16 protein-coding genes, 3 tRNA genes and 1 pseudogene are annotated in these 19246 nt (G+C 73.0%); 11 read left to right on the top strand and 9 right to left on the bottom strand.

Annotation, left to right across the window (positions count from 1 at the left end; genetic code table 11):
- Nucleotides 1–4: 4 nt before the first annotated feature.
- From AB0B50_RS15110 to AB0B50_RS15085, 6 genes and pseudogenes are all read left to right on the top strand, one after another.
- Complete coding sequence (locus AB0B50_RS15110) at nucleotides 5–1021, top strand: MoxR family ATPase (protein WP_362330596.1); 1017 nt, start codon at nucleotides 5–7, stop codon at nucleotides 1019–1021.
- A complete protein-coding gene (locus AB0B50_RS15105; RefSeq protein WP_362330593.1) occupies nucleotides 1011–5165 on the top strand; it encodes an SAV_2336 N-terminal domain-related protein in 4155 nt (1384 codons plus the stop codon). Before AB0B50_RS15110 ends, AB0B50_RS15105 begins: the two co-directional genes overlap by 11 nt.
- Before the next feature lie 268 nt (nucleotides 5166–5433).
- Nucleotides 5434–6471: a rod shape-determining protein gene (locus AB0B50_RS15100; protein ID WP_362330590.1), complete on the top strand. Its 1038-nt coding sequence runs from the start codon at nucleotides 5434–5436 to the stop codon at nucleotides 6469–6471.
- Between the two features lie 38 nt (nucleotides 6472–6509).
- Nucleotides 6510–6899, top strand: a pseudogene (locus AB0B50_RS15095) (GAF domain-containing protein); the annotation flags it as partial.
- Nucleotides 6900–7132: 233 nt separating this feature from the next.
- Nucleotides 7133–7264 carry a pentapeptide repeat-containing protein gene (locus AB0B50_RS15090; protein WP_362331586.1) on the top strand — a complete coding sequence of 44 codons (132 nt, stop codon included), beginning with the start codon at nucleotides 7133–7135 and terminating at the stop codon, nucleotides 7262–7264.
- Entirely contained in the window at nucleotides 7257–8159 is a 903-nt protein-coding gene (locus AB0B50_RS15085) for a histidine kinase (RefSeq protein ID WP_362331583.1), read from the top strand. Before AB0B50_RS15090 ends, AB0B50_RS15085 begins: the two co-directional genes overlap by 8 nt.
- 115 nt (nucleotides 8160–8274) lie before the next feature.
- On the opposite strand, the gene AB0B50_RS15080 is transcribed toward AB0B50_RS15085, so the two are convergent.
- From AB0B50_RS15080 to AB0B50_RS15055, 6 genes are all read right to left on the bottom strand, one after another.
- Entirely contained in the window at nucleotides 8275–10218 is a 1944-nt protein-coding gene (locus AB0B50_RS15080; RefSeq protein ID WP_362330587.1) for an ABC transporter permease, read from the bottom strand.
- A gap of 86 nt (nucleotides 10219–10304) precedes the next feature.
- Nucleotides 10305–11102: a molybdate ABC transporter substrate-binding protein gene (gene modA / locus AB0B50_RS15075; protein WP_362330584.1), complete on the bottom strand. Its 798-nt coding sequence runs from the start codon at nucleotides 11100–11102 to the stop codon at nucleotides 10305–10307.
- Between the two features lie 66 nt (nucleotides 11103–11168).
- Nucleotides 11169–11567 (bottom strand): helix-turn-helix transcriptional regulator, encoded by a 399-nt coding sequence (locus AB0B50_RS15070; protein ID WP_362330582.1) that lies wholly within the window; start codon nucleotides 11565–11567, stop codon nucleotides 11169–11171.
- A 255-nt stretch (nucleotides 11568–11822) separates the two neighbouring features.
- Nucleotides 11823–12422 carry a DUF3618 domain-containing protein gene (locus AB0B50_RS15065; RefSeq protein ID WP_362330579.1) on the bottom strand — a complete coding sequence of 200 codons (600 nt, stop codon included), beginning with the start codon at nucleotides 12420–12422 and terminating at the stop codon, nucleotides 11823–11825.
- Nucleotides 12398–12838 carry a phage holin family protein gene (locus AB0B50_RS15060; RefSeq protein ID WP_362330576.1) on the bottom strand — a complete coding sequence of 147 codons (441 nt, stop codon included), beginning with the start codon at nucleotides 12836–12838 and terminating at the stop codon, nucleotides 12398–12400. The genes AB0B50_RS15065 and AB0B50_RS15060 overlap by 25 nt, the downstream gene beginning before the upstream one ends.
- Nucleotides 12835–13548, bottom strand: a complete 714-nt coding sequence (locus AB0B50_RS15055) for a hypothetical protein (protein ID WP_362330574.1) — start codon at nucleotides 13546–13548, stop codon at nucleotides 12835–12837. Before AB0B50_RS15055 ends, AB0B50_RS15060 begins: the two co-directional genes overlap by 4 nt.
- 179 nt (nucleotides 13549–13727) lie before the next feature.
- Between AB0B50_RS15055 and AB0B50_RS15050 the strand changes: the two genes are divergently transcribed.
- The 3 genes from AB0B50_RS15050 to AB0B50_RS15040 all read left to right on the top strand — a co-directional run bounded on the left by AB0B50_RS15050 (nucleotide 13728) and on the right by AB0B50_RS15040 (nucleotide 16631).
- A complete protein-coding gene (locus AB0B50_RS15050) occupies nucleotides 13728–14801 on the top strand; it encodes a YihY/virulence factor BrkB family protein (RefSeq protein WP_362330572.1) in 1074 nt (357 codons plus the stop codon).
- Nucleotides 14798–16006: a hypothetical protein gene (locus AB0B50_RS15045; RefSeq protein ID WP_362330569.1), complete on the top strand. Its 1209-nt coding sequence runs from the start codon at nucleotides 14798–14800 to the stop codon at nucleotides 16004–16006. Before AB0B50_RS15050 ends, AB0B50_RS15045 begins: the two co-directional genes overlap by 4 nt.
- A gap of 100 nt (nucleotides 16007–16106) precedes the next feature.
- The gene (locus AB0B50_RS15040; protein WP_362331580.1) at nucleotides 16107–16631 is read left to right on the top strand and encodes a hemerythrin domain-containing protein; all 525 of its coding nucleotides are present in this window, start codon (nucleotides 16107–16109) and stop codon (nucleotides 16629–16631) included.
- 153 nt (nucleotides 16632–16784) lie between these two features.
- Here AB0B50_RS15040 and AB0B50_RS15035 read toward each other — a convergent pair.
- The 3 genes from AB0B50_RS15035 to AB0B50_RS15025 all read right to left on the bottom strand — a co-directional run bounded on the left by AB0B50_RS15035 (nucleotide 16785) and on the right by AB0B50_RS15025 (nucleotide 17188).
- A tRNA-Ile gene (locus tag AB0B50_RS15035) sits at nucleotides 16785–16861 on the bottom strand.
- A 176-nt stretch (nucleotides 16862–17037) separates the two neighbouring features.
- Nucleotides 17038–17110 (bottom strand) — tRNA-Asn (locus tag AB0B50_RS15030).
- A gap of 5 nt (nucleotides 17111–17115) precedes the next feature.
- Nucleotides 17116–17188 (bottom strand) — tRNA-Asn (locus AB0B50_RS15025).
- Nucleotides 17189–17370: 182 nt separating this feature from the next.
- Between AB0B50_RS15025 and AB0B50_RS15020 the strand changes: the two genes are divergently transcribed.
- Together AB0B50_RS15020 and AB0B50_RS15015 are read left to right on the top strand one after the other, a co-directional pair.
- Entirely contained in the window at nucleotides 17371–17673 is a 303-nt protein-coding gene (locus AB0B50_RS15020) for a YtxH domain-containing protein (RefSeq protein ID WP_362330566.1), read from the top strand.
- A 75-nt stretch (nucleotides 17674–17748) separates the two neighbouring features.
- Nucleotides 17749–19173, top strand: a complete 1425-nt coding sequence (locus tag AB0B50_RS15015) for an FGGY family carbohydrate kinase (protein WP_362330563.1) — start codon at nucleotides 17749–17751, stop codon at nucleotides 19171–19173.
- Nucleotides 19174–19246: the final 73 nt, after the last annotated feature.

Raw genomic sequence — 19246 nt, 5'->3', positions numbered from 1 at the left:
ACGCATGTCCTTGTGGCCCGTCTACACCGGAAACAGCGAGCCTCACGACGGCATCGCCGAACTCCCGCCGCCCCCGCCGTGGCGCGCCTTCGACGGCGGACCCGAACTGGCCACCCCCGCGGACGACGACGCGACCACGTCGCCGGACCGGGCGCACCGCGCGCTGACCTACCGCCCCACCGACCAGAGCGTCCAACTGGTGAACGCCGCCCTGTATTTGAGGCGGCCGCTCCTGGTGACGGGACCGCCGGGCAGCGGCAAGTCGAGCCTCGCGTACGCGGTCGCCCGAGAGCTCGGGCTCGGCCCCGTCCTGCGCTGGAACATCACCAGCCGCAGCACCCTGCACGACGGCCTCTACCAGTACGACCCGCTGTCCCGTCTGTACGCCGCGAGAGGCAGCGCGGGCGGGGCCGAGCCGCGGGACCGGTCGGGCGTGGAGGACCACCTCCGTCTGGGCCCCCTGGGTACCGCCCTGCTGCCCTATGCGCGCCCCCGCGCCCTGCTGATCGACGAGATCGACAAGAGCGACCTGGACCTGCCCAACGACCTCCTGAACATTCTGGAGGAGGGCCAGTACGAGATCCCCGAACTGGTCCGCGTCGCCCGGCACACCCCGACGGCGGAGCTGCCGGCAGACGGCTCGGACGAGCCGGTCACCATCACGCGCGGCCGGGTGCGCTGCCGCGCCTTCCCCTTCGTCGTCCTCACCAGCAACGGCGAACGCGAGTTCCCGCCCGCCTTCCTGCGCCGCTGCGTCACCCTCCAGCTGCGCCAGCCCCAGGGCGACCACCTGGAGGACATCGTGCGCGCGCACCTCGGCGAGCCCGACGCCTACGCGCGCGGCCTGATCACCCGGTTCCTGGAGCGCGGCAGCGGTGGCGAGCTCGCCACCGACCAGCTGCTCAACGCCATCTATCTGACCGGCGCCGCGGGCATCGACGCCACCTCGCGCGACGAACTGGCCCACCAGCTCATGCCCTACCTGACCCAGCTGAGAGATCCGGGCCACGATGCGCTCTGATCCCACGCGGCCCGGGCGGCCGGCCGAGGCGCTGGCCCGCGTCCTGGCCGAGGCAGCGGGCGGTGAGCGCCTCTCCGCCGCCGAGGTGGCCGAACTGCTGTGGCTGGCCGGGCACATGGCCACGCCTTCGGCCCCGGGCCCGCCCGTCGACGTACGGCGGCCGGCCGCACCCGAGGCGCCCGACGCACCCGAGCACGGGGCACCGGATCCGGGCCGGCCCGCGCCATCCGCCGACGAGGCCCTCGCCGACGGCCGTGTCCCGCTCCATCTGGCCACCGAGGCGTCCGAGCCCTCGCCCTGGCAGACGAACGCGGCCTCGCCCACCGGCACGTCCGCCCCCGCACGGCCGTCACCGCCCCCGACCGACGACGGCACCCGCCTCCTGCGCGTTCCTGTCCCCCCGATGGTGCGGCACCCGCTCGCACTGCAGCGCGCCCTGCGCCCGCTCAAGCGGCGAGTGCCCTCACCGAGCGGCCAGGTCCTCGACGAGGAGGCGACGGCCCACCGCATCGCCCGCCTGGGCGCCCGGCCGGACGGTTGGCTGCCGGTCATGCGGCCGGCCCGGGAGCGCTGGCTGCGGCTGTGTCTCGTGTACGACACCGGAACCACGATGCCCATGTGGCGGCCGCTGGTCCACGAACTGCACACGGCCTTCGCCCAGTCCGGCGTCTTCCGCACCGTCGAGCTCCACGGGGCGCACCCGGACGGCACGGTCCCGCCCCAGGCCGCATCGCCTCCTGCCGACGGCCGCACCGTGACCCTGCTCATCAGCGACTGCATGGGACCGCAGTGGCGGGAAGGGGCTCCGGGCGAGCGCTGGTACCGCACGCTGCGCCGCTGGGCGGAGCGCATGCCGCTGGCCGTCGTACAGCCGCTGCCCGAACGCCTGTGGCGCACCACCGCCCTGCCCACGGAACCGGGCCTGCTGTGCGCGCCGCGCGCCGGCGCCCCCGCGAGCGCGCTCCGCTTCACGCCGTACGACGCCGGACGGCGTCCGGGGGCCGATGCCGTGCCGCTGCCCGTACTGGAGCCCACCGCGACCTGGCTTTCGCACTGGGCGTCCCTCGTGGCGGATCCTGGAGGAGCCCGACTACCAGGAGCAGTCGCATGGCTGGGGCACACCCCGACCCCCGTCGATCCGGCGGAGCGTGAGGACGTGGCCCTGCTCTCCGCGGAGGAGATCGTGCTGCGCTTCCGCTCCACGGCCTCCCCCGAAGCCTTCCGCCTCGCCGGCCACCTGGCCATGGGGACACCGCATCTGCCGGTCATGCGCCTGGTCCACGCCGCCGTCGAGGAGCGCCCGCGGCCACAGCACCTGGCCGAGGTGATCCTCAGCGGCATGCTCAGCGGCACACCGGAAGGGCCACCGGGCGCGTACGCGTTCCGTGACGGCGTACGCGACGTCCTGCTGCGCAGCCTGCCCCGCACCGCGCGCGGCCGCACCCGCCAATTCCTGGCACAGGTGGGCGGATTGATCGACGACAGGGCGGGGGCCGCACCGGGAGAACTGCGGGCGGGGGCCCGCGCGGTCGGCGGCCCGCACCGCGCGGTCGGGACGGACGAACCGGCCCTGGAGGCCGAGCCGTTCGCGACGGTCAGCCAGGAGAGCGTACGGCGGCTCGGTGGCGCCTCCGGGCTGCTCGCCGGCCGCTACCGCCTCGACAGGCAGGTGGGGCCGGATTCCTCGCGGTGGCTCGCGCGGGACAGCTGGCAGGACGACGAGAGCGTACTCGTACAGACCTACCCACAGCCGACGCAGTGGCCGAAGGTGACCTTCACCGGCATCGCGCACCGGCTCACCCAGGTGCGCCATCCGCATGTCGCCGCCGTCCGCGACTACGGCATCGAGGGCGAAACCCCCTATCTCGTCAGTGACTTCGTCGACGGACGGACCCTGGACCGGCTGATCGGCCGCTCACCGGACCGTCTCCCCGACGCCCAACTCCTTTCCCTCATCGCCCCGCTGGCCGCCGCGGTGACCGCCCTGCACGAGGACGGCATCGCCCACGGCGCCGTACACACCTCGAACGTCGTCGTCACCCCGCTCGGCCCGCTGCTGACCGGCGTCGGCATCAAGGCCTTCGGCGCCACGAGCCGCGAGGAGGACCTCCGCGACCTCGGACATCTCATCCGCGAAATGTACGGAGGGACCTGGTACCCCTCGTCGCGTCAGCTCTCCCTGCCCTCGGGGGACCTCGGCCTCCCCGGCGAGCTGCGGTGGACCCTGCGGGACGCCATCGGCGACCTCGTGTCCGACGACCCCGACGCCCAACTGCGCGGCGCGGAGCGCCTCTCCCGCCTCGACCCCGAGCCGGACTACGAGCGCCGCTACTCCCTGCTCGGCCCTCTCGCCGTCCGCCATGACGGGCGCCCGCTGGCCACCGGCTCCCGACAGGAGCAGGCGCTGCTGTGCATGCTCCTGCTCCGGGAGCGCGGAGTGACGTACAACGAACTGATCGACGGCCTGTGGGGCCCCGACGCGCCGAAGGACGCACGCCGCCTCATCGGCACCTACGCCTCCCGGCTGCGCAACGCGCTGGGCCCCGACTCGGTGAGGGCGGCGGGATCGCACGCGCTGCTCCTCCGGTCCGATCCGGACGACGTGGATCTGTTCCGGTGCCGGAGGCTGGCCGCCCATGCGGAGGAGGCACGCCGCGACGGCGATACCGAGAACGCGTTCCATCTCGTCCAGTCCGCCCTCGACCTCTGGTACGGCGACCCACTGGAGAACGTCCCGGGCCCCGCGGCGGAGGCGGCCCGCGCGGACATCCGGTCCCTGCACCAGTCCTTGGTGCGCCTGCAGCGCGAACTCGCCCAGAACCAGGCCGGGTCCGAACCCGTGCCCGCCGAACTCGACGAACTGCTCCAAGAGTTCCCCCACGCCGACGACGAGGTCCTCGCCCCGCACGAGACCCTCCAGGCGGTCGACCTGGCCTCGCTCGACACGGAGCAGGGCCAGTCCGAGGCCTCGACGCCCACGAGGACCGGGCTCACCTTCGACTTCACGACACGCCCCGTACCGGACTCCGCCCTGCGGAACCTGGGCGAGGTGGTCTCACGCTTCCTGGTCCGGGGCGGCATCGGCCCCGACCGGTTCACCCTGTCCCCACGTCTCCACGGCTGGGACGTGGCCGTCGCCGCCGAGGTCCACCCCCTGCAGGCACTGACCGTCGTACTGCACCAACTCCCCCACATGCTCGGGGAGTTGACACCGCTGGGCCTCGGCGTCACCGTCACCCCCGATCCGGACCGGGCGGCACCCGTCGCGGCGTTCCCCGCCGAGCGCCGACGCCTGCTCAGCGGCACGAGCACCCGACAGGCCGTCGTGATCATCCCCGACGACCTCCACGACGACCTCGTCCGCTCCGGCCGCCTCCCCACCGCCCGCTTCGAGCAGGTCCCCCAGTCCGACGACTGGTACCACGCGATCGCGGCGCCCACCCCACGCCTCACCTCGTGGAACGCCGTGATCCTCGGCTTCGACGGCACTCTCGCCCACCTCTACCCGGGCCACGCCGCGCGCGACGCCGCCCGCTCCCTCGCCGCCGTGATCGCCGAGCAGCGCAGCCCCGCATCGGCCGAGGCGGGCGAGCCCCTCCTGCCCGGCGGCGGCCACGCCGGCCTCGCGGACGGCCGGATCCACCCCCTGGACGTCCTGCGCGCCTTCGCGCGCCACCCCTCTCTGCCCCAGGAGCTGCACACGCACCTCGAACGCATCGAGGTGAAGGCCGCGCCGACCGCACGGCCGCCCGGCTCCGTCGCGAACGTCCTGCGCGCCCTGACCGAGAACAACCCCCACGTCGCCATCGCGACCGATGTCTCGCCGGGCGCCGTGACGACGTATCTGCGAGCGAGGGGGATCCCCTTCCCCGAGACCGCCGTCCACGGCCGCACCGCCGACCTGACCCGCCTCATGCCCGACCCCGACTGCCTGCGCCGGGCGCTGGACCGGCTGGGCTCGCCTGCGGACCGCTGCGTCATGATCGGCTCGTCCTCGGTGGAGGCGGACGCCGCGCGGAGCCTGGACATGGCGTTCATCGGGATCGCCCCCGACAGCAGGTCCCGCGAGCGCCTGCTCGCCGCCGGGGCCCGCTCCACATGCGGACTCCTCTCGGACGTGCCCGGCGCACTGCGCAACGCGTGAGCCCCCTGGGCCCGGGGACACAAAGACGCCAGATCGGCGCGTATGCGCCTTTTCGGTAGCCGACCCTCCGGGTCCACTGGAACAACCGCACTGCTTCACTGCTTCACACGGAACCGCCGCACGGCCTGCGACGCCCCGAACACCACCCATGCGGCGGCACCCCGCCCGGCTCAGCTCAACGCGCGCGCCGCCCGCGCCCGCCGCACGATGCGAGACAGGACCGCCGTCCGACGGTCCGTAACGGTCTGCGCTCTCGGGAGGATCTGCCATGACCGTCAGTCTGGAGCAGTTGCGCCGCTGCCATATCGCCGTCGACCTGGGGGCCGCGCGGACCCGGGTGTTCGTGAAGGGCGCGGGCCTCGTCGTCGACGAGCCGAGCGCCGCCGCCGTGAACACCCGGACCGGCGCGCTCATCGCGGTCGGCCAGTTCGCCGAGCAGATGACGGGACGCACCCCCGGTTACATCCGGGTCGTCCGGCCCGTCTCCGGCGGCACCGTCGTCGACATCGAGATGGCCCAGCGGATGCTCCGTCACCTGCTCGGCGAGAAGCTCCGCCGCACCCTGCGCCGCAAGCCCCGCCTGCGCGCCGCCGCCTGCACCCCGCACGACGCGGACCCGCTGGCGCAGCGGGCGGCCGTCGAGACGATGGTCGGGCTCGGGGCCCGCCGGGTGGAGCTGGTGGACACCCTCATCGCGGCGGCGGTCGGCTGCGGGCTGCCCGTGGAGCGCCCCGAGGCGACGATGATCCTGGTCTGCGGCGCCGCCACGACCCAGGTGGCGGTGCTCTCCCTCGGTTCGATCGTGACGGCCGAACGCATTCCCGTGGGCGGCGAGGCCATCGACCACGCGATCGTCCAACACCTGCGCCACCAGCACGAGTTGATGCTCCCCTCGCAGTCCGTACGCCCCCTTCAGCTCGCCCTGAGCGGCAACGGCCTGACCCCGCACGGGCCGGAGTCGACGGAGATCCACGGCAGGGACGTGGCGACGGGCCTGGCCCGCTCGGTCCAGGTCGACACCGCCGCCGTCCGCGACGCGATCCACACCCCGCTCACCGCCGTGCTCGACGGCATCGGCAAGGTGCTGCGGGACTGCCCGCCGGATCTGGTGGCCGACCTCGCGGACCGCGGAATCATGATGGTCGGCGGCAGCGCGCTCCTGCCCGGCCTCGACCAGATGCTGCGGGACGCGACCGGAATGCCCGTACATATCGCGGAACGGCCTGATGTGTGCGCTGTGCTCGGACTCGGTGCGATGCTTGAGGGCAAGATCCAGCCGCTGGCCCTGGCCCCGCTGGCCGGCTGAGCCCGCGGCATCCCCTCGACACGGAGTACGTCACAGAAATGCCCGAAGGAGCGGACGCGCCACTGCCCTCGATGCCCCTGCTCGAAGCCGTCCTGAGCGTCGGCACGGACCTGGAACTCCGGGCCACGCTCCAGCACATCGTGGACAGCGCGGCCCGGCTGACCGGGGCGGGGTACGGCTCGCTCACCGCCCACGCCCCCGGGCACGAGGGACCGGCCGAGCTGTTCGTGGCGGGCGGCCCCGGACGCCTGGCCGACGGTGCGCCGCCCGCGTACACCGAGGGGGACGGCGACGGCGCCGTCATCGTCGTACCGATCCGCGTGCACGACGAGGCGTTCGGCGACCTGCTGCTCGCCGAGAAGACGGAGGGCGCCTTCTCCGACGACGACCGGCAGCTGCTGCGGGTCCTGGCGAGCCAGGCGGGCATCGCGATCGGCAACGCCCGCCTGTTCGAGGCGGCCCGGCAGCGTGAGCGCTGGATCGAGGGCGCGGCGGCGGTCACCACGGCACTGCTCACGGGCGAGGAGGCGGCCGACGCGCTGATGACCGTCGCGGACCGGGCGAGGATCCTCGCGGGCGCGGCGGCGGGCGTGATCCTGCAGCCCACGGAGGCGGGCGGCATGAGCATCGTCGCGGCGGCGACGGATGGGGCGCCGCACGGGTGGGGGACGTCGGCGGGGGGCTTGGGGGTGCAGCTCTCAGACAAGCAGCCCTCAGGCAAGCAGACGCCACACAGGCAGACCTCAGACAGGCGGACGTCAGACAAGCAGACGCCCGCACGGCACATGTCTGACATCCGGACGTCCGACAACCGCACCCCCGACAACCGCACCTCCGACAACCACAACGACCTCATCGGCACCACCATCGAGCCCGGCAGCGCCGTCCTGACCCAACTCCTCGGCGGCGAACCGGTGTTCATCGAGGACTCGGCGACCGACCCCCGCATGACGACGCACGTACGCGCCCGCTTCGGCCCCAGCATGATGCTGCCGCTGCAGGCCGGCGGCCGACTCATCGGCACGCTCGCCCTGCCCCGCAGGCGCGGCGCGCCCGCCTACACCGCGGCCGAACGTCTGCTCGCCACCCAGTTCGCCTCGCAGGCCGCCCTCGCGCTCGTCCTCGCCGACGCCCAGCAGAGCAGGCAGCGCCTCGCCGTCTTCGAGGACCGCGACCGCATCGCCCGCGACCTGCACGACCTCGTGGTCCAGCGGCTCTTCGCGACCGGCATGATGCTGGAGTCGACCCGCCGCAGGGCGCAGTCGGCCAAGGTGGAGTCCACCCTCGACCACGCCGTCGACGAGCTGGAGTCCACCATCCAGGAGGTCCGCACGGCCATCTTCGCGCTCCAGCAGCCGCCGGCCGACGCCCCGGCCACCTTCCGCGGCAAGGTCCTGCGCGAGACGGCGGGCGCCTCCGCGGTCCTCGGCATCCAGCCGTCGGTGCACTTCGCGGGCCCGGTCGACGCCCGTGTCACGGACCCGGCAGCGGGCCACCTCCTGGCCGCCCTGCGCCGCGCCTTGGCCACCACGTCCCGCCGCACGTCCGTCACCCGCGTCGACGTCACGGTCGACGCCAGGGCGACCCTGCCGGACGGCCGGGAAGGCGTGCGCCTGACGGTGTACGACGACGGGGTCACGGACGGCGTGGAGGCGGGCACGACGGCGACGTGGCAGGCACCGCTCTGAGGAGCGGTTGCCTGTGGACCGGATGCCTGAGGACCAGTTGTCTGAGGACCAGTTGTCTGAGGACCGATTGCCTGAGGACCGGATGCCTGAGGACCGGATGCCTGAGGACCGGTCCTCAGAGCTCCACCACCGACACCTCCGTCGCCTTCACGCTCGTCCACACCTCGACCCCGTCCGTGAGCCCCAGTTCGAGCGCCGCCTGCGGGGTGATCTCCGCGACCAGGTCCGGCGCCGCGTCCGAGGTGATCAGGACCCGCAGTCTGCTGCCTGCGGTGGTGATCTCCCGTACCGTGCCCGGCCATACGTTGCGCGGGCTGCCCTCCGGCTTCTCGCGGTGCACGGAGACGGCCTCCGGCGCGATGACGGCGAGCGCCCGCGTCCCCGCGCCGAGCGGGTCCGCGACGACGAGCCGTCCATCGCCCGCGAGTTCGATGCCCCCGTCGGCATCGGCCGTGCCGGGCCAGGCGTTGCGGCCGAGCATCCGCGCCACCCAGGGCGAGCGCGGGTGCCTGGCGACCTCGGAGGGAGGCGCGTCCTGCAACGTACGCCCTTCGTCGAGTACGAGGACCCGGTCGGCCAGTGAGACGGCCTCCACGGGATCGTGCGTGACGATCAGGCAGACGCCGCCGAAGCCGTCGAGGTGGCGGCGCAGGGTGTGCCGGACGTGGGCGCGGGTGGTCTGGTCGAGGGCGGCGAGCGGTTCGTCCAGGAGCAGCAGCCGGGGCCTGGCCGCCAACGCCCTGGCGAGGGCGACCCGCTGGGCCTGCCCGCCGGACAGCTGCGCGGGCCTGCGGTGCGCGAGGTGCCCGACGCCGAGCCGGTCGAGCCACGCCTGCGCGGTGCGGCGGGCCTCGGCACGGCGCACCCCCTGCGCGGACAGCCCGTAGGCCGTGTTGCCGAGCGCGGTCAAGTGCGGGAAGAGCGCGCCCTCCTGGGGCACCCAGGCGACCCCGCGCCGGTGCGGCGGCAACGCGGTGACGTCGAGCTCGCCGAGCCGCAGCTCCGCCCTGGCGCGCGGTGTCAGACCGAGCAGGGCGCGCAGCAGGGTCGTCTTGCCCGCGCCGTTGGGCCCGACGACGGCGATGGTGGTGCCGGGTTCGGCGTCGAGCGTCAGTTCGTTGTAGCCGGTGACGGTGGCGCTCAGCGCCCACTTCTCCGTCGGCTGCCCGGCCTTGACGACCCGGTGGGGCGGCTCGGCGAGTGCCGCGTCGTCGTCCGCGGCGGCGGGCCCGTCGGTCCGCACCCGCACCGAGGCCCCCGCCGTCCACCGCCCGCGCAGCGCGATCAGGACCGCCATCGCGATGGCGAGCAGCAGCAGCGACAGCGAGGTCGCGGCCTCCGGCGAATCCTGGAGCAGCAGATACACCTGGAGCGGCAGCGTCTGCGTCGTCCCTGGCAGATTGCCCGCGAAGGTGATCGTGGCGCCGAACTCGCCGAGTGCCCGCGCCCAGGTCAGCGCGGCACCCGCGGCGAGGCCGGGGGCGACCATCGGCAGCGTGACGGTGAGGAACACCCGTACCGGAGAGGCCCCGAGCGAGGCCGCCGTCTCCTCGAAGCCGGGCCGCAGCCCGCCGAGCGCCCCCTCCAGGCTGATCACGAGGAACGGCATGGCCACGAACGTCGCGGCGATCACCGCGCCGGAGGTGTGGAAGGGCAGCACGATCCCGAAGGTGTTCTCCAGCCAGGGCCCGAGCAGCCCGCGCCGCCCGAACCCGAGCAGCAGCGCGACGCCGCCGACGGTCGGCGGAAGGACCATCGGCAGCAGGACGAGGGAGCGTACGAGCGCCTTGCCCCGGAACTCCACCCGCGCCAGCAGCCAGGCCAGCGGCACCCCGAGCAGCAGGGAGAGCCCGAGCGCCCAGAAGGAAACGGCCAGCGAGAGCTTCAGGGCCTGGGTGACGCCGGGCGTGGTCAGATGCGCCCCGAGGTCGCCCCACTCGGTCCTGGCGAGGATGCCGACGAGCGGCAGCAGCAGGAACGCGACGGCGAGCAGGGCGGGCAGCGCGAGGGCGACGGGCGCCCTGGTGCGGCCGGGGGTGCGGGGGCGGAGGCGGCTCATCGGAGGTCCCGGTATCGGTGGTGGTGACGCGTACGACCGGGCGCCCGCTGCGGGGAGGCGTCGGGCGCCCGGTGGTCAGGGGGCGGCTACGGCTTCTGGAAGCCCGCGTCCCGCAGGATCTTCTGCGCCTCGGGGGTGCTGAGCCACTTCACGAACGCGGCCGCGGCCTCGGTGTTCTTGGAGCCCTTGAGGGTGGCGGCCGGGTAGGAGGCGACGGCGTTCTGCGCGTCGGGGATCTCCACGGCGTCGACCTTGTCGGTCGCGGTGGCGGCGTCCGTCTTGTAGACGATGCCCGCGTCGGCCTCGCCGAGCTCGACCTTGCTGAGCACGGAGCGGACGTTCGCCTCCTTGGAGACGGGCTTGACCGTGACGTCCTGCTTGTCGAGGACCTGCTTGCTGTAGCGGCCGACCGGCACGGTGTCGTCGGCGAGGACGACCTTCAGCTTGCTGTTCGAGAGGTCCTCGAGCCCCTTGACCTTGTCGGGGTTGCCCTCGCGGGTGGCGATCACGAGCCGGTTCTTGGCGATGACGGTGGGGGTGCCGGTCTCCTCTTCGAGCCCGTCCATGGTCTTGGTGTCGGCGGTGACGAGCACGTCGGCGGGCGAGCCCTGCCTGACCTGCGCGGCGAGCTCCTGCGACCCTGCCGGGGAGATCGTGAGCTCCGTGCCCGGGTGGTCCTTCTCGTACGCCTTCTTGGCGGTGGCGAAGACGTCGGTGAGGGAGGAGGCGGCGAGGACGGTGAGGTTCGCGTTCTTGCCGCCGCCGTCCTTCTTGCTCTCGTTGTCGTCGTCGCTGCCGCAGGCGGCGAGCGGGACGAGCAGCGCGGCGGTCACGGCCGCGGCGGCGGCGCGGCGGGCGGTGAGTGCGGGGAACGTGTGGGACATGGGGCGGGGCTCCTGGCGAAAGGCGGACGACGCGAGGCGGAGAGCGAAGGGGACGACGACGCAGCGCTAGGCGCGGTCGATGTGCACGCTCGTGGACTTCACACGGGCGGTGGCCTGCATCCCGACCTCCAGGCCGAGTTCCTCCACCGCCTCCCTGGTCAGCAGCGAGACGAGGCGGTGCGGGCCCGCCTGGATCTCCACCTGGGCGGCCACGTCGCCGAGCTTCACGGCGGTGACGATGCCGGGAAAGGCATTGCGCGCGGAGGTGTAGGAGACGTCCTCGTCGCCCGTGCCGCCGTTCTGCGCGATCTCGACGGAGAAGGCGGCCAGATCCCGGCCGTCGATGAGCCGCCGCCCGCCCTCGTCGCGGTGCGTGGCGACCCGTCCCGCGTCCGCCCAGCGGCGGGCGGTGTCGGGGCTGACCCCGAGCAGACGCGCGGCCTGCCCAATTGTGTAGGACTGCATGTGCGACAAGATATGCGTGATCGCCTCGCATTTGTAAAAGTTGAGTCGGACATCCATGGCAGATGCGTTTCGCCGCCACGCACTCTGGAGGAACCTCCAAGCCCGGCCCGTGCGGCCACCGCCCCGGCCGGCCCCCTCCCCCGGACACGACGCGGCACCGACCGGTCACAGGACGCCTTCGTACCGGCGTCCCGGCCGGCCGGTGCCGAACCGAGGCCGAAGGGGCCGCGGCCCACCGGGCCGCTCACCGCCGCGCTACGCGTCGCCGGGCCGCCCCTTGATCTGCCGGGCTCCCTCGCCACCGGCCCTGCGCGCCTCCTCCCCGGTGGACCTGGCGGCGTCCTGCGCCGTGCCCTTGACCGACTCCGCCGCTTCCCTGACCGGCTCGCGCATCTCCTCCTTGACGCCCTCGGCGGCTTCGCGCACCGTCTCCTTCACCGGCCCGGCCAGCTCTTCGGAGCGTTCCCTGAGCCGCTGTCCGGCGCGCTCCTCCGCCTCGCTCGCGGGGAACAGCCCGCCCAGCAGCACCCCTGTCCCGAAGGCGACGAGCCCGGCGGCGAGCGGGGTGCCCCGAGCCTGCGACCTGATGGCTTCGGGAGCCTCCCTGACCTGCTGCCCCAGCCGTTCGGACGCGGCGGCCGTCTCGTGCGTCCGTGCGCTCAGCCGGTCCCTGCCGGTCCCGGCCGTTCCCATGACCCTGTCCTTGACGGTGCCGAGCCGCTGCCGCGCGGCCCTGCTCCGGCGGCGGACCACCCGCTGCGGGCTCACCTTCTCCGCGAGCCGGTCCGCCGTCTGCGCCAGGTGGGCGCGGGTGGTGTCTGCGTCCTGCCTCAGTTCGTCGGGTGTCGCGCCCATTTCGCGTCCTCCTTCAGTGAGTCGACCGCCCTCTCGGGCTTGGGCCGCACGGTCCTCATCCGCGTGCGTCCCGTGGCGTAGAGGACCGCGCCGATCACGGCCCACACCGCCGTCATGACCAGCGCGGCCCAGGCGATGTCCATCACGTGCCGGAGCCCGAAGACCGCCGCGAGGCTGGCCAGCAGCACCGCGAGGCCGACGGCGTATCCGGCGCCCCCGTACATCCCGGCCGCCTTGCCCGCCTTCGCCGCCTCCTCCTTGAGCTCGGCCTTGGCCAGTTCCACCTCGTCGCGGAAGAGCCGGGCGAGGTCGCCGGTGAGGTCCCCGATCAGCTCGCCGACCGAGGCGTCGTCACGGGCGTGCACAGGGCCGGGCTGTGCGTGCTCCGCGCGGCGTTCGACGTGCGGAGCGCTCACGGCCGCCACCCCTGACCGGGCGCGGTGGGCGGCTGTGTGCCGGGCCGGGTCTGCGGCGGGGCGCCCGGCGCCGGCGGCAGGGGCGGGGTGGGCGGGGCACCCGAGGCCGGTGGCGCTTCTCCGGCGGGGGGCAGCGCGGTCTTTGGCGTGTAGCCGGGGGCGGCGGGCGGGAGCTGCGCCGCCCGTTCGCCTTCCTCCGCCTCGGGTCCGCCCCGCGCGCCCGCGGTGCCGACGCCCCGGCTCAGGCGCGCGGCCGCGATCCCCGCGAGCGCCGCGCCCGCCAGGAAGATCCCCGGCCTGCGGCGTGCGAACTCCCGCACGTCGTCGAGCAGTTCACCGGGCCGCTGCCGGTCGAGCCGGTCGGCGAGCAGCCGCCCGCGGTCCGCCACCTCGTGCACCATCGAGGCGGCGGGCGAGTCGGGCTTGGCGCTCTCGCTCATGTGCCGCAGGTCCTCCGCCAGATGGCGCAGGTTCGTGGCGAGCCGCTGCACCTGCCCCTCGGCCTCGCCCGCGGCCCGCTCCTTGACCTGCTCGTACAGGTCCTTGCTGCGGGCCGTGGCCTCCTGGATCACCGCGCCGGCGTTGTCCCGTGCGGCGCCCGCGACGTCCTGTCCCTTCTCCCATGCCGTGCCTGCGGCCTCCTGTCCCTTGCCCCGGGCCTCCCACCCGGTGTCACGGGCGGAGCGATCGGGTCCGCCACTCTGCGTCATGGTTCCTCCTCCGGAGTTGTCCGTGACTCCCCCGATTGCGCCGCCGGGTACCCGGCGGTCCGGCCGGAACACCGCACGGAGCCCCGTCCGCCGGGACGACCAGGCACGATGGCCAAAAGGACACGTACAACGACACGTCCGCGCGCATACGCCGCCCGAACCGGTCGACTCGTCCGTGCATGGCACTCTTCGGCAGGCACAAGCACGAGCACGAGCACGAGGGCGATCAGGACCGCGGACGTGCCGAGGACAGGGACGGGCCGGCCACCGACGCCGGCCCGCCCCCCGAGGTGGAACGGGCCGCTCCGGACGAACCCACCGAACTGCCCGCGCGCTCCTGGTGGGCGGTCCTGCGGCGCACCGGCAAGGAGTTCCTGGACGACGACCTGCCCGACCGGGCCGCTGCCCTGACGTACTACGGCGTCCTCTCGCTCTTCCCCGCGCTCCTGGTCCTGGTCTCGCTCCTGGGCGTGATCGGCGAGTCGGCGACCCGCGCGGTTCTCGACAACCTCCAGAAGCTGACGCCGGGCCCGGTGCGCGACCTGCTCGGCGAGGCGGTGCGGCAGCTGCGGGACAGCGGCGGCACCAGCGGCGTGATGGCGATCGTGGGCCTGGTGCTCGCGGTCTGGTCGGCCTCCGGGTACGTGGCTGCTTTCATCCGCACCTCCAACGCCGTCTACGACCTCCCCGAGGGCCGCCCGGTGTGGAAGCTGACGCCGCTGCGGATCGTCCTCACCGTGGTCCTGATGGTCCTGCTCGCGGTCAGTGCCCTGATCGTGGTGTTCACGGGACCGCTCGCGGAACGCGCGGGCGACGCCATCGGCTTGGGCGACGCGGCGGTCATGGCCTGGTCCATCGCCAAGTGGCCCGTCCTGCTGGTCCTCGTGGTCCTGATGATCGCCCTGCTCTTCTGGCGCGCGCCCAACGTCCGCGGCCCCGGCTTCCGCTGGCTGAGCCCGGGCAGCGCCCTCGCGGTCCTGCTGTGGCTGATCGCCTCCGGCGGCTTCGCGCTGTACGTCGCGAACTTCGCCTCGTACAACAAGACGTACGGGACCCTGGCCGGCGTCATCGTCTTCCTGATCTGGCTGTGGCTCTCGAATCTGGCCATCCTGCTCGGCCTGGAGTTCGACGCGGAGCTCGCCCGCCAGCGCGCGATCAGCGGCGGTCTGCCGGAGGAGGAAGAGCCCTACGTGGAGCCGCGCGACACCCGCAAGTGGCCCCGCTCTCCCACCCGACCCAAGGAGTCAGGATGACCTTCGACCCCCTGGAACAACGCGGAATCCCGCTGGACCGCCAGCTGCGCAACTGGCGCGAGCTCGACGTCGAGCCGATCGACCCCGACCACTGCGATCCGTACACCCGCTGCCGCGTCATCACGATGAACGGCATCGAGGTCGAAGCGGTGATGTTCAGCCATCAGTTCGCCAGGCACTGCCCCGACCCCGAGGTCAAGAGGCGGCTCGCGGAGGTCCGCTACATCGAGCAGCAACAGCAGAAGGCCGTCAACTGGCTGCTGCCCGGCCTCGCTTCGGTCCTGGAGACCACCATCGCGTACGAGCAGGTGGCCGTGGACCTCACCGCCTGGGTCGCCCGCTCCGAGCCCTCCGCGCGCCTGAAACAGGCCTATCAGTTCGGCGTCCTGGAGGACTTCGACCATCTGTACCGGTACGCGAACCTCTACGAGATGGTCGAGCACCGCAAGGCGGACGCCGTCGTCGAGGGCCTGACCGAGGTGATGCCGGGCCGGCCGACCAAGTTCCACCACCGGCACCCCCACGACAACGTACGCGACCCGTACGACCGCACGACGGCGGATCCGCTGTCCAAGCTGCACGCCCTGACCGTGATGTCGGCGGAGCAGCAGACGATGAACTTCTACATGAACGTCGGCCCGCAGTACATGGAGCCGATCGCGCGGCAGCTCTACCAGGAGATCGCCCTCATCGAGGAGGAGCACGTCACCCACTACGAGTCACTCGTCGACCCGGGCGAGACGTGGTGGGAGCAGCTCGTGAACCACGAGTACAACGAGTGCTACCTGTACCACTCCTTCATGGAGCAGGAGCCCGATCCCAAGGTGAGGGCGATCTGGGAGCTGCACCTGAACATGGAGCTGGAGCACCTGCGGATCGCCTGCGACCTGATGAGGCGGCACGACGGACGCGACCCCCGGGAAGTCGTCGCACCGCGGCTGCCGCGGGTCCTCACCTTCGAGCCCAACAAGGAGTACGTGCGCGGCCTCCTGGACACCCAGATGGACCTGACGACGCTCGGGGCCGGCTACGTGCGCGAGGCGCACGAGCGTTTCGCGCGGCTCCAGGAGCGGATCCACGGCGGCGAGGAGCCGCCCAGTGAGCGGGTCATGGCGCAGCACAGGGACCTCTTCGGGCGCGAGTACCGCTCGCAGCCCGGGGGCGAGCACCCGGACATGGCCTCGCGTGAGAAGACCGAGGAGTGAGATGCGCGACAAGGACACCGCACGGGTCGAGGGCGTGACGAGGGCCGGTGTCGCCAAGGAGCCCGCCCCGCGTGCGGACGCCGACGTGGTGACGCTGCTCATGCGCCAGCACGGAGACATCCGCAACCTCTTCGACGAGGTCGAGCAGGCCACCGGAGCCGCCCGCAAGGACGCCTTCCGCCGCCTGGTGCGGCTCCTCGCCGTGCACGAGACCGCCGAGGAGGAGGTCGTACACCCCTTCGTCCGGCGTTCCCTGCCCGGCGGCGAGGGCGTCGTGGAGGACCGCCTGGCCGAGGAGAGGGCGGCGAAGGAACTGCTCGCCCGGCTCGACGACGCGGACACGGACGACCCGAAGTTCCGGTCCGAGCTCGCCGGGCTCCGCGCCGACGTCATGGCCCATGCGCGCGCGGAGGAACGGTACGAGTTCATCCACATCCGTCGCACGGCCGCGCCCGAGCGTCTCACCTCCCTCGCCCGCGCCGTCGAGGCCGCCGAGGCCATGGCGCCCACGCGGCCGCACCCCGGCACGGAGTCCGCCGCGAAGAACCTGGCCCTGGGCCCGGTCACCGCGCTGGTCGACCGCACCAGGGACGCCGTCCGCAGGGCCATGGGCAAGGAGGGCTGAGCCCGGACGCCTGCGCGCGCATCCGCGCGCCCCTCGGCCCACGGCCGGGTCCCCCGATCGTGACGCAGGAGTGAAAAAGGGCCGCCACGGTTTACGTGGCGGCCCTCTCGGATACGTTCGCGCAGGTCAGAACGATTCTGCACGGACCCGCTGTGGTGGGGCGGGTGGGACTCGAACCCACGGCCGACGGATTATGAGTCCGCTGCTCTAACCGGCTGAGCTACCGCCCCTAACGGCGCGTCGCGCACATTTGTGCGCGCCGTCTGCCGCAGCATAGCCGCTCATACGATCTCCTGCTTCGGATGGTCGGCATCGCATGACCATGAGGACCGCAGCGCTGCCCAGTTGGTTCCACCGGACACGAAAAAGGACCCCCGAGAGGCATCTCAGGGGTCCTTCGTCACAGCTCTCCCGACTGGACTCGAACCAGTAACCTGCCGGTTAACAGCCGGCTGCTCTGCCAATTGAGCTACAGGAGATCGAGCTCCCCCGACTGGACTCGAACCAGTAACCTGCCGGTTAACAGCCGGCTGCTCTGCCAATTGAGCTACAGGGGATCGTCTCGTTGCATCGAACGCACCTAGCTGGGAACTCTCCGGGCGGCGGGCGCTCGCTGCGACACATACATTAGCGCAAGCAGGGGGGTGCTCCGCCAATCGGTATCCCCTCGGCCGATCAGCAGGCGAGTGGCAGACGTGCGACAGACAGGCGAAGCCGACGCAAGGGAAGGGTGGCAGCCATGCGGTACCGGCTCACATTCGTGGCGGGACTGGCTCTCGGGTACGTGCTCGGGACCCGGGCCGGACGCGAGCGCTACGAGCAGCTGAAGAAGTCCGCCCGCGAGATCGCGCAGAACCCCGCCGTGCGCAACACCGTGGAGTCCGCGACGCAGCAGGGGCGCGAGGCGGCGGGCAAGGCCTTCCACTCGGTCTCCGAGAAGGTCGGCGACAAGATGCCCGACTCGGTGGCCGACCGGGTGCGGTCCCTGCGTGAGCGGGGGCAGGGCGACACCGAGGACGACTGGGGCACGAGCAACACCTAGCCGTCCGGCGGGCGCCGGGCACGGGTGGGGAACAGGGGTACGGGACACGTCTCGCGGTGCGGCAGAATTCCTGGCATGGGGATAGTCGCAGGGTTGGACAGTTCGCCCGATTTCACGCGCATTGTGGTCTGTGACACGGACACGGGCGCCGTACTCAAGCAGGGCTATGCCCCGCATCCGCTGGAGAGCGCCGACGGCAGGCCCTCCGACGTCGATCCGCAGGCATGGCTGCTCTCCCTCGGCGAGGCCGCGGGCGGCGGGCTCCTGGAGGGTGTGCAGGCCATCGGCGTCTCCGCCCAGCAGAACGCGCTCGTGCCGCTCGACCAGCACGGCAACACCGTGCGGCCCGCGCTCGTCGGCAACGACCGGCGGGCGCAGGTCGCCGCCGTCGACCTGATCGACGGGCTCGGCAGCCGCGAGGCCTGGGCGCAGGCCGTGGGCTGCGTGCCGCAGTCCGCCCACCCGGTGACGAAGCTGCGCTGGCTGGCGAAGACCGAGCCGGAGGCGGCCCGGCGCGTGGCCGCCCTCATGCAGGCGCCCGACTGGCTGGTGTGGCAGCTCCTCGGCCGGCCCGCCCGGCGCACGACCGACCGCGGCGGTGCCTCCGGCACCGGCTACTGGTCGGCGGCGACGGGGACGTACCGCCCGGACCTCGTCGAACTCGCCCTGGGGCACCAGGCGATGCTGCCCGAGGTGATCGGTCCCGCCGAGGCCGCGGGGACGACGCCCGAGGGGCTGCTGATATCCGCGGGCACCGGCGAGACGATGGCGGCGGCCTTCGGGCTCGGGGTGCAGCAGGGCGATGCCGTGGTCTCGCTCGGGGCCTCGGGATCGGTGATGGCCGTGCACCACGAGGCGCTCGCCGACGCGGGCGGGATGATCACCTCGCTCGCGGACGCCACCGGGATGCATCTGCCGGTGGTCCACACGATGAACGCCGTGCGGGTGCTGCGCGGCACCGCGGAGATGCTCGGGGTCGCCGACCTGGAGGAGCTGTCCGCGCTCGCCATGAAGTCGACGCCGGGGGCGCACGGCCTGGTGCTTCTGCCCTATCTGGAGGGCGAGAAGACGCCCAACCTGCCGCACGCCGCGGGGACGTTGACCGGGCTGCGGCGCGAGTCGATGAAGCCGGAGCACCTGGCGCGGGCCGCCTTCGAGGGCATGCTGTGCGGGCTCGGGGACGCGCTCGACGTGCTGCGCGGGCGGGGCGTGGAGGTGCGGCGGGTGTTCCTGCTCGGTGCCGCAGCCGAGCTGCCGGCCGTGCAGACCGCGGCGCCGATGCTGTTCGGTACGCAGGTCGTGGTGCCGCAGCCCGCGGACTACGCCGCGATCGGTGCCGCGCGGCAGGCCGCGTGGGCGCTGAGCGGGCAGCTGCCGCTCTGGCAGGGGGCCGCGGCTCAGGTCTTCGAGCCGGGCGAGGAGCTCGCGGTGGGGCAGGCGGTGCGCCAGCAGTACGCGACGGTGCGGGAGCAGTCGCACCCCGGAGCCTTCGCCTCCTGACCGGCGGATCTCCGGAGCGGATCATGACCCGGCCAGATCCTTGAGTGGCTCCACTTCTTTACCCGGACTGAAA

Source organism: Streptomyces sp. NPDC041068 (assembly GCF_040647455.1).
In the GTDB taxonomy this organism is placed as follows: Bacteria; Actinomycetota; Actinomycetes; order Streptomycetales; family Streptomycetaceae; genus Streptomyces.
This window is presented reverse-complemented; position numbering and strand designations above follow the sequence as displayed.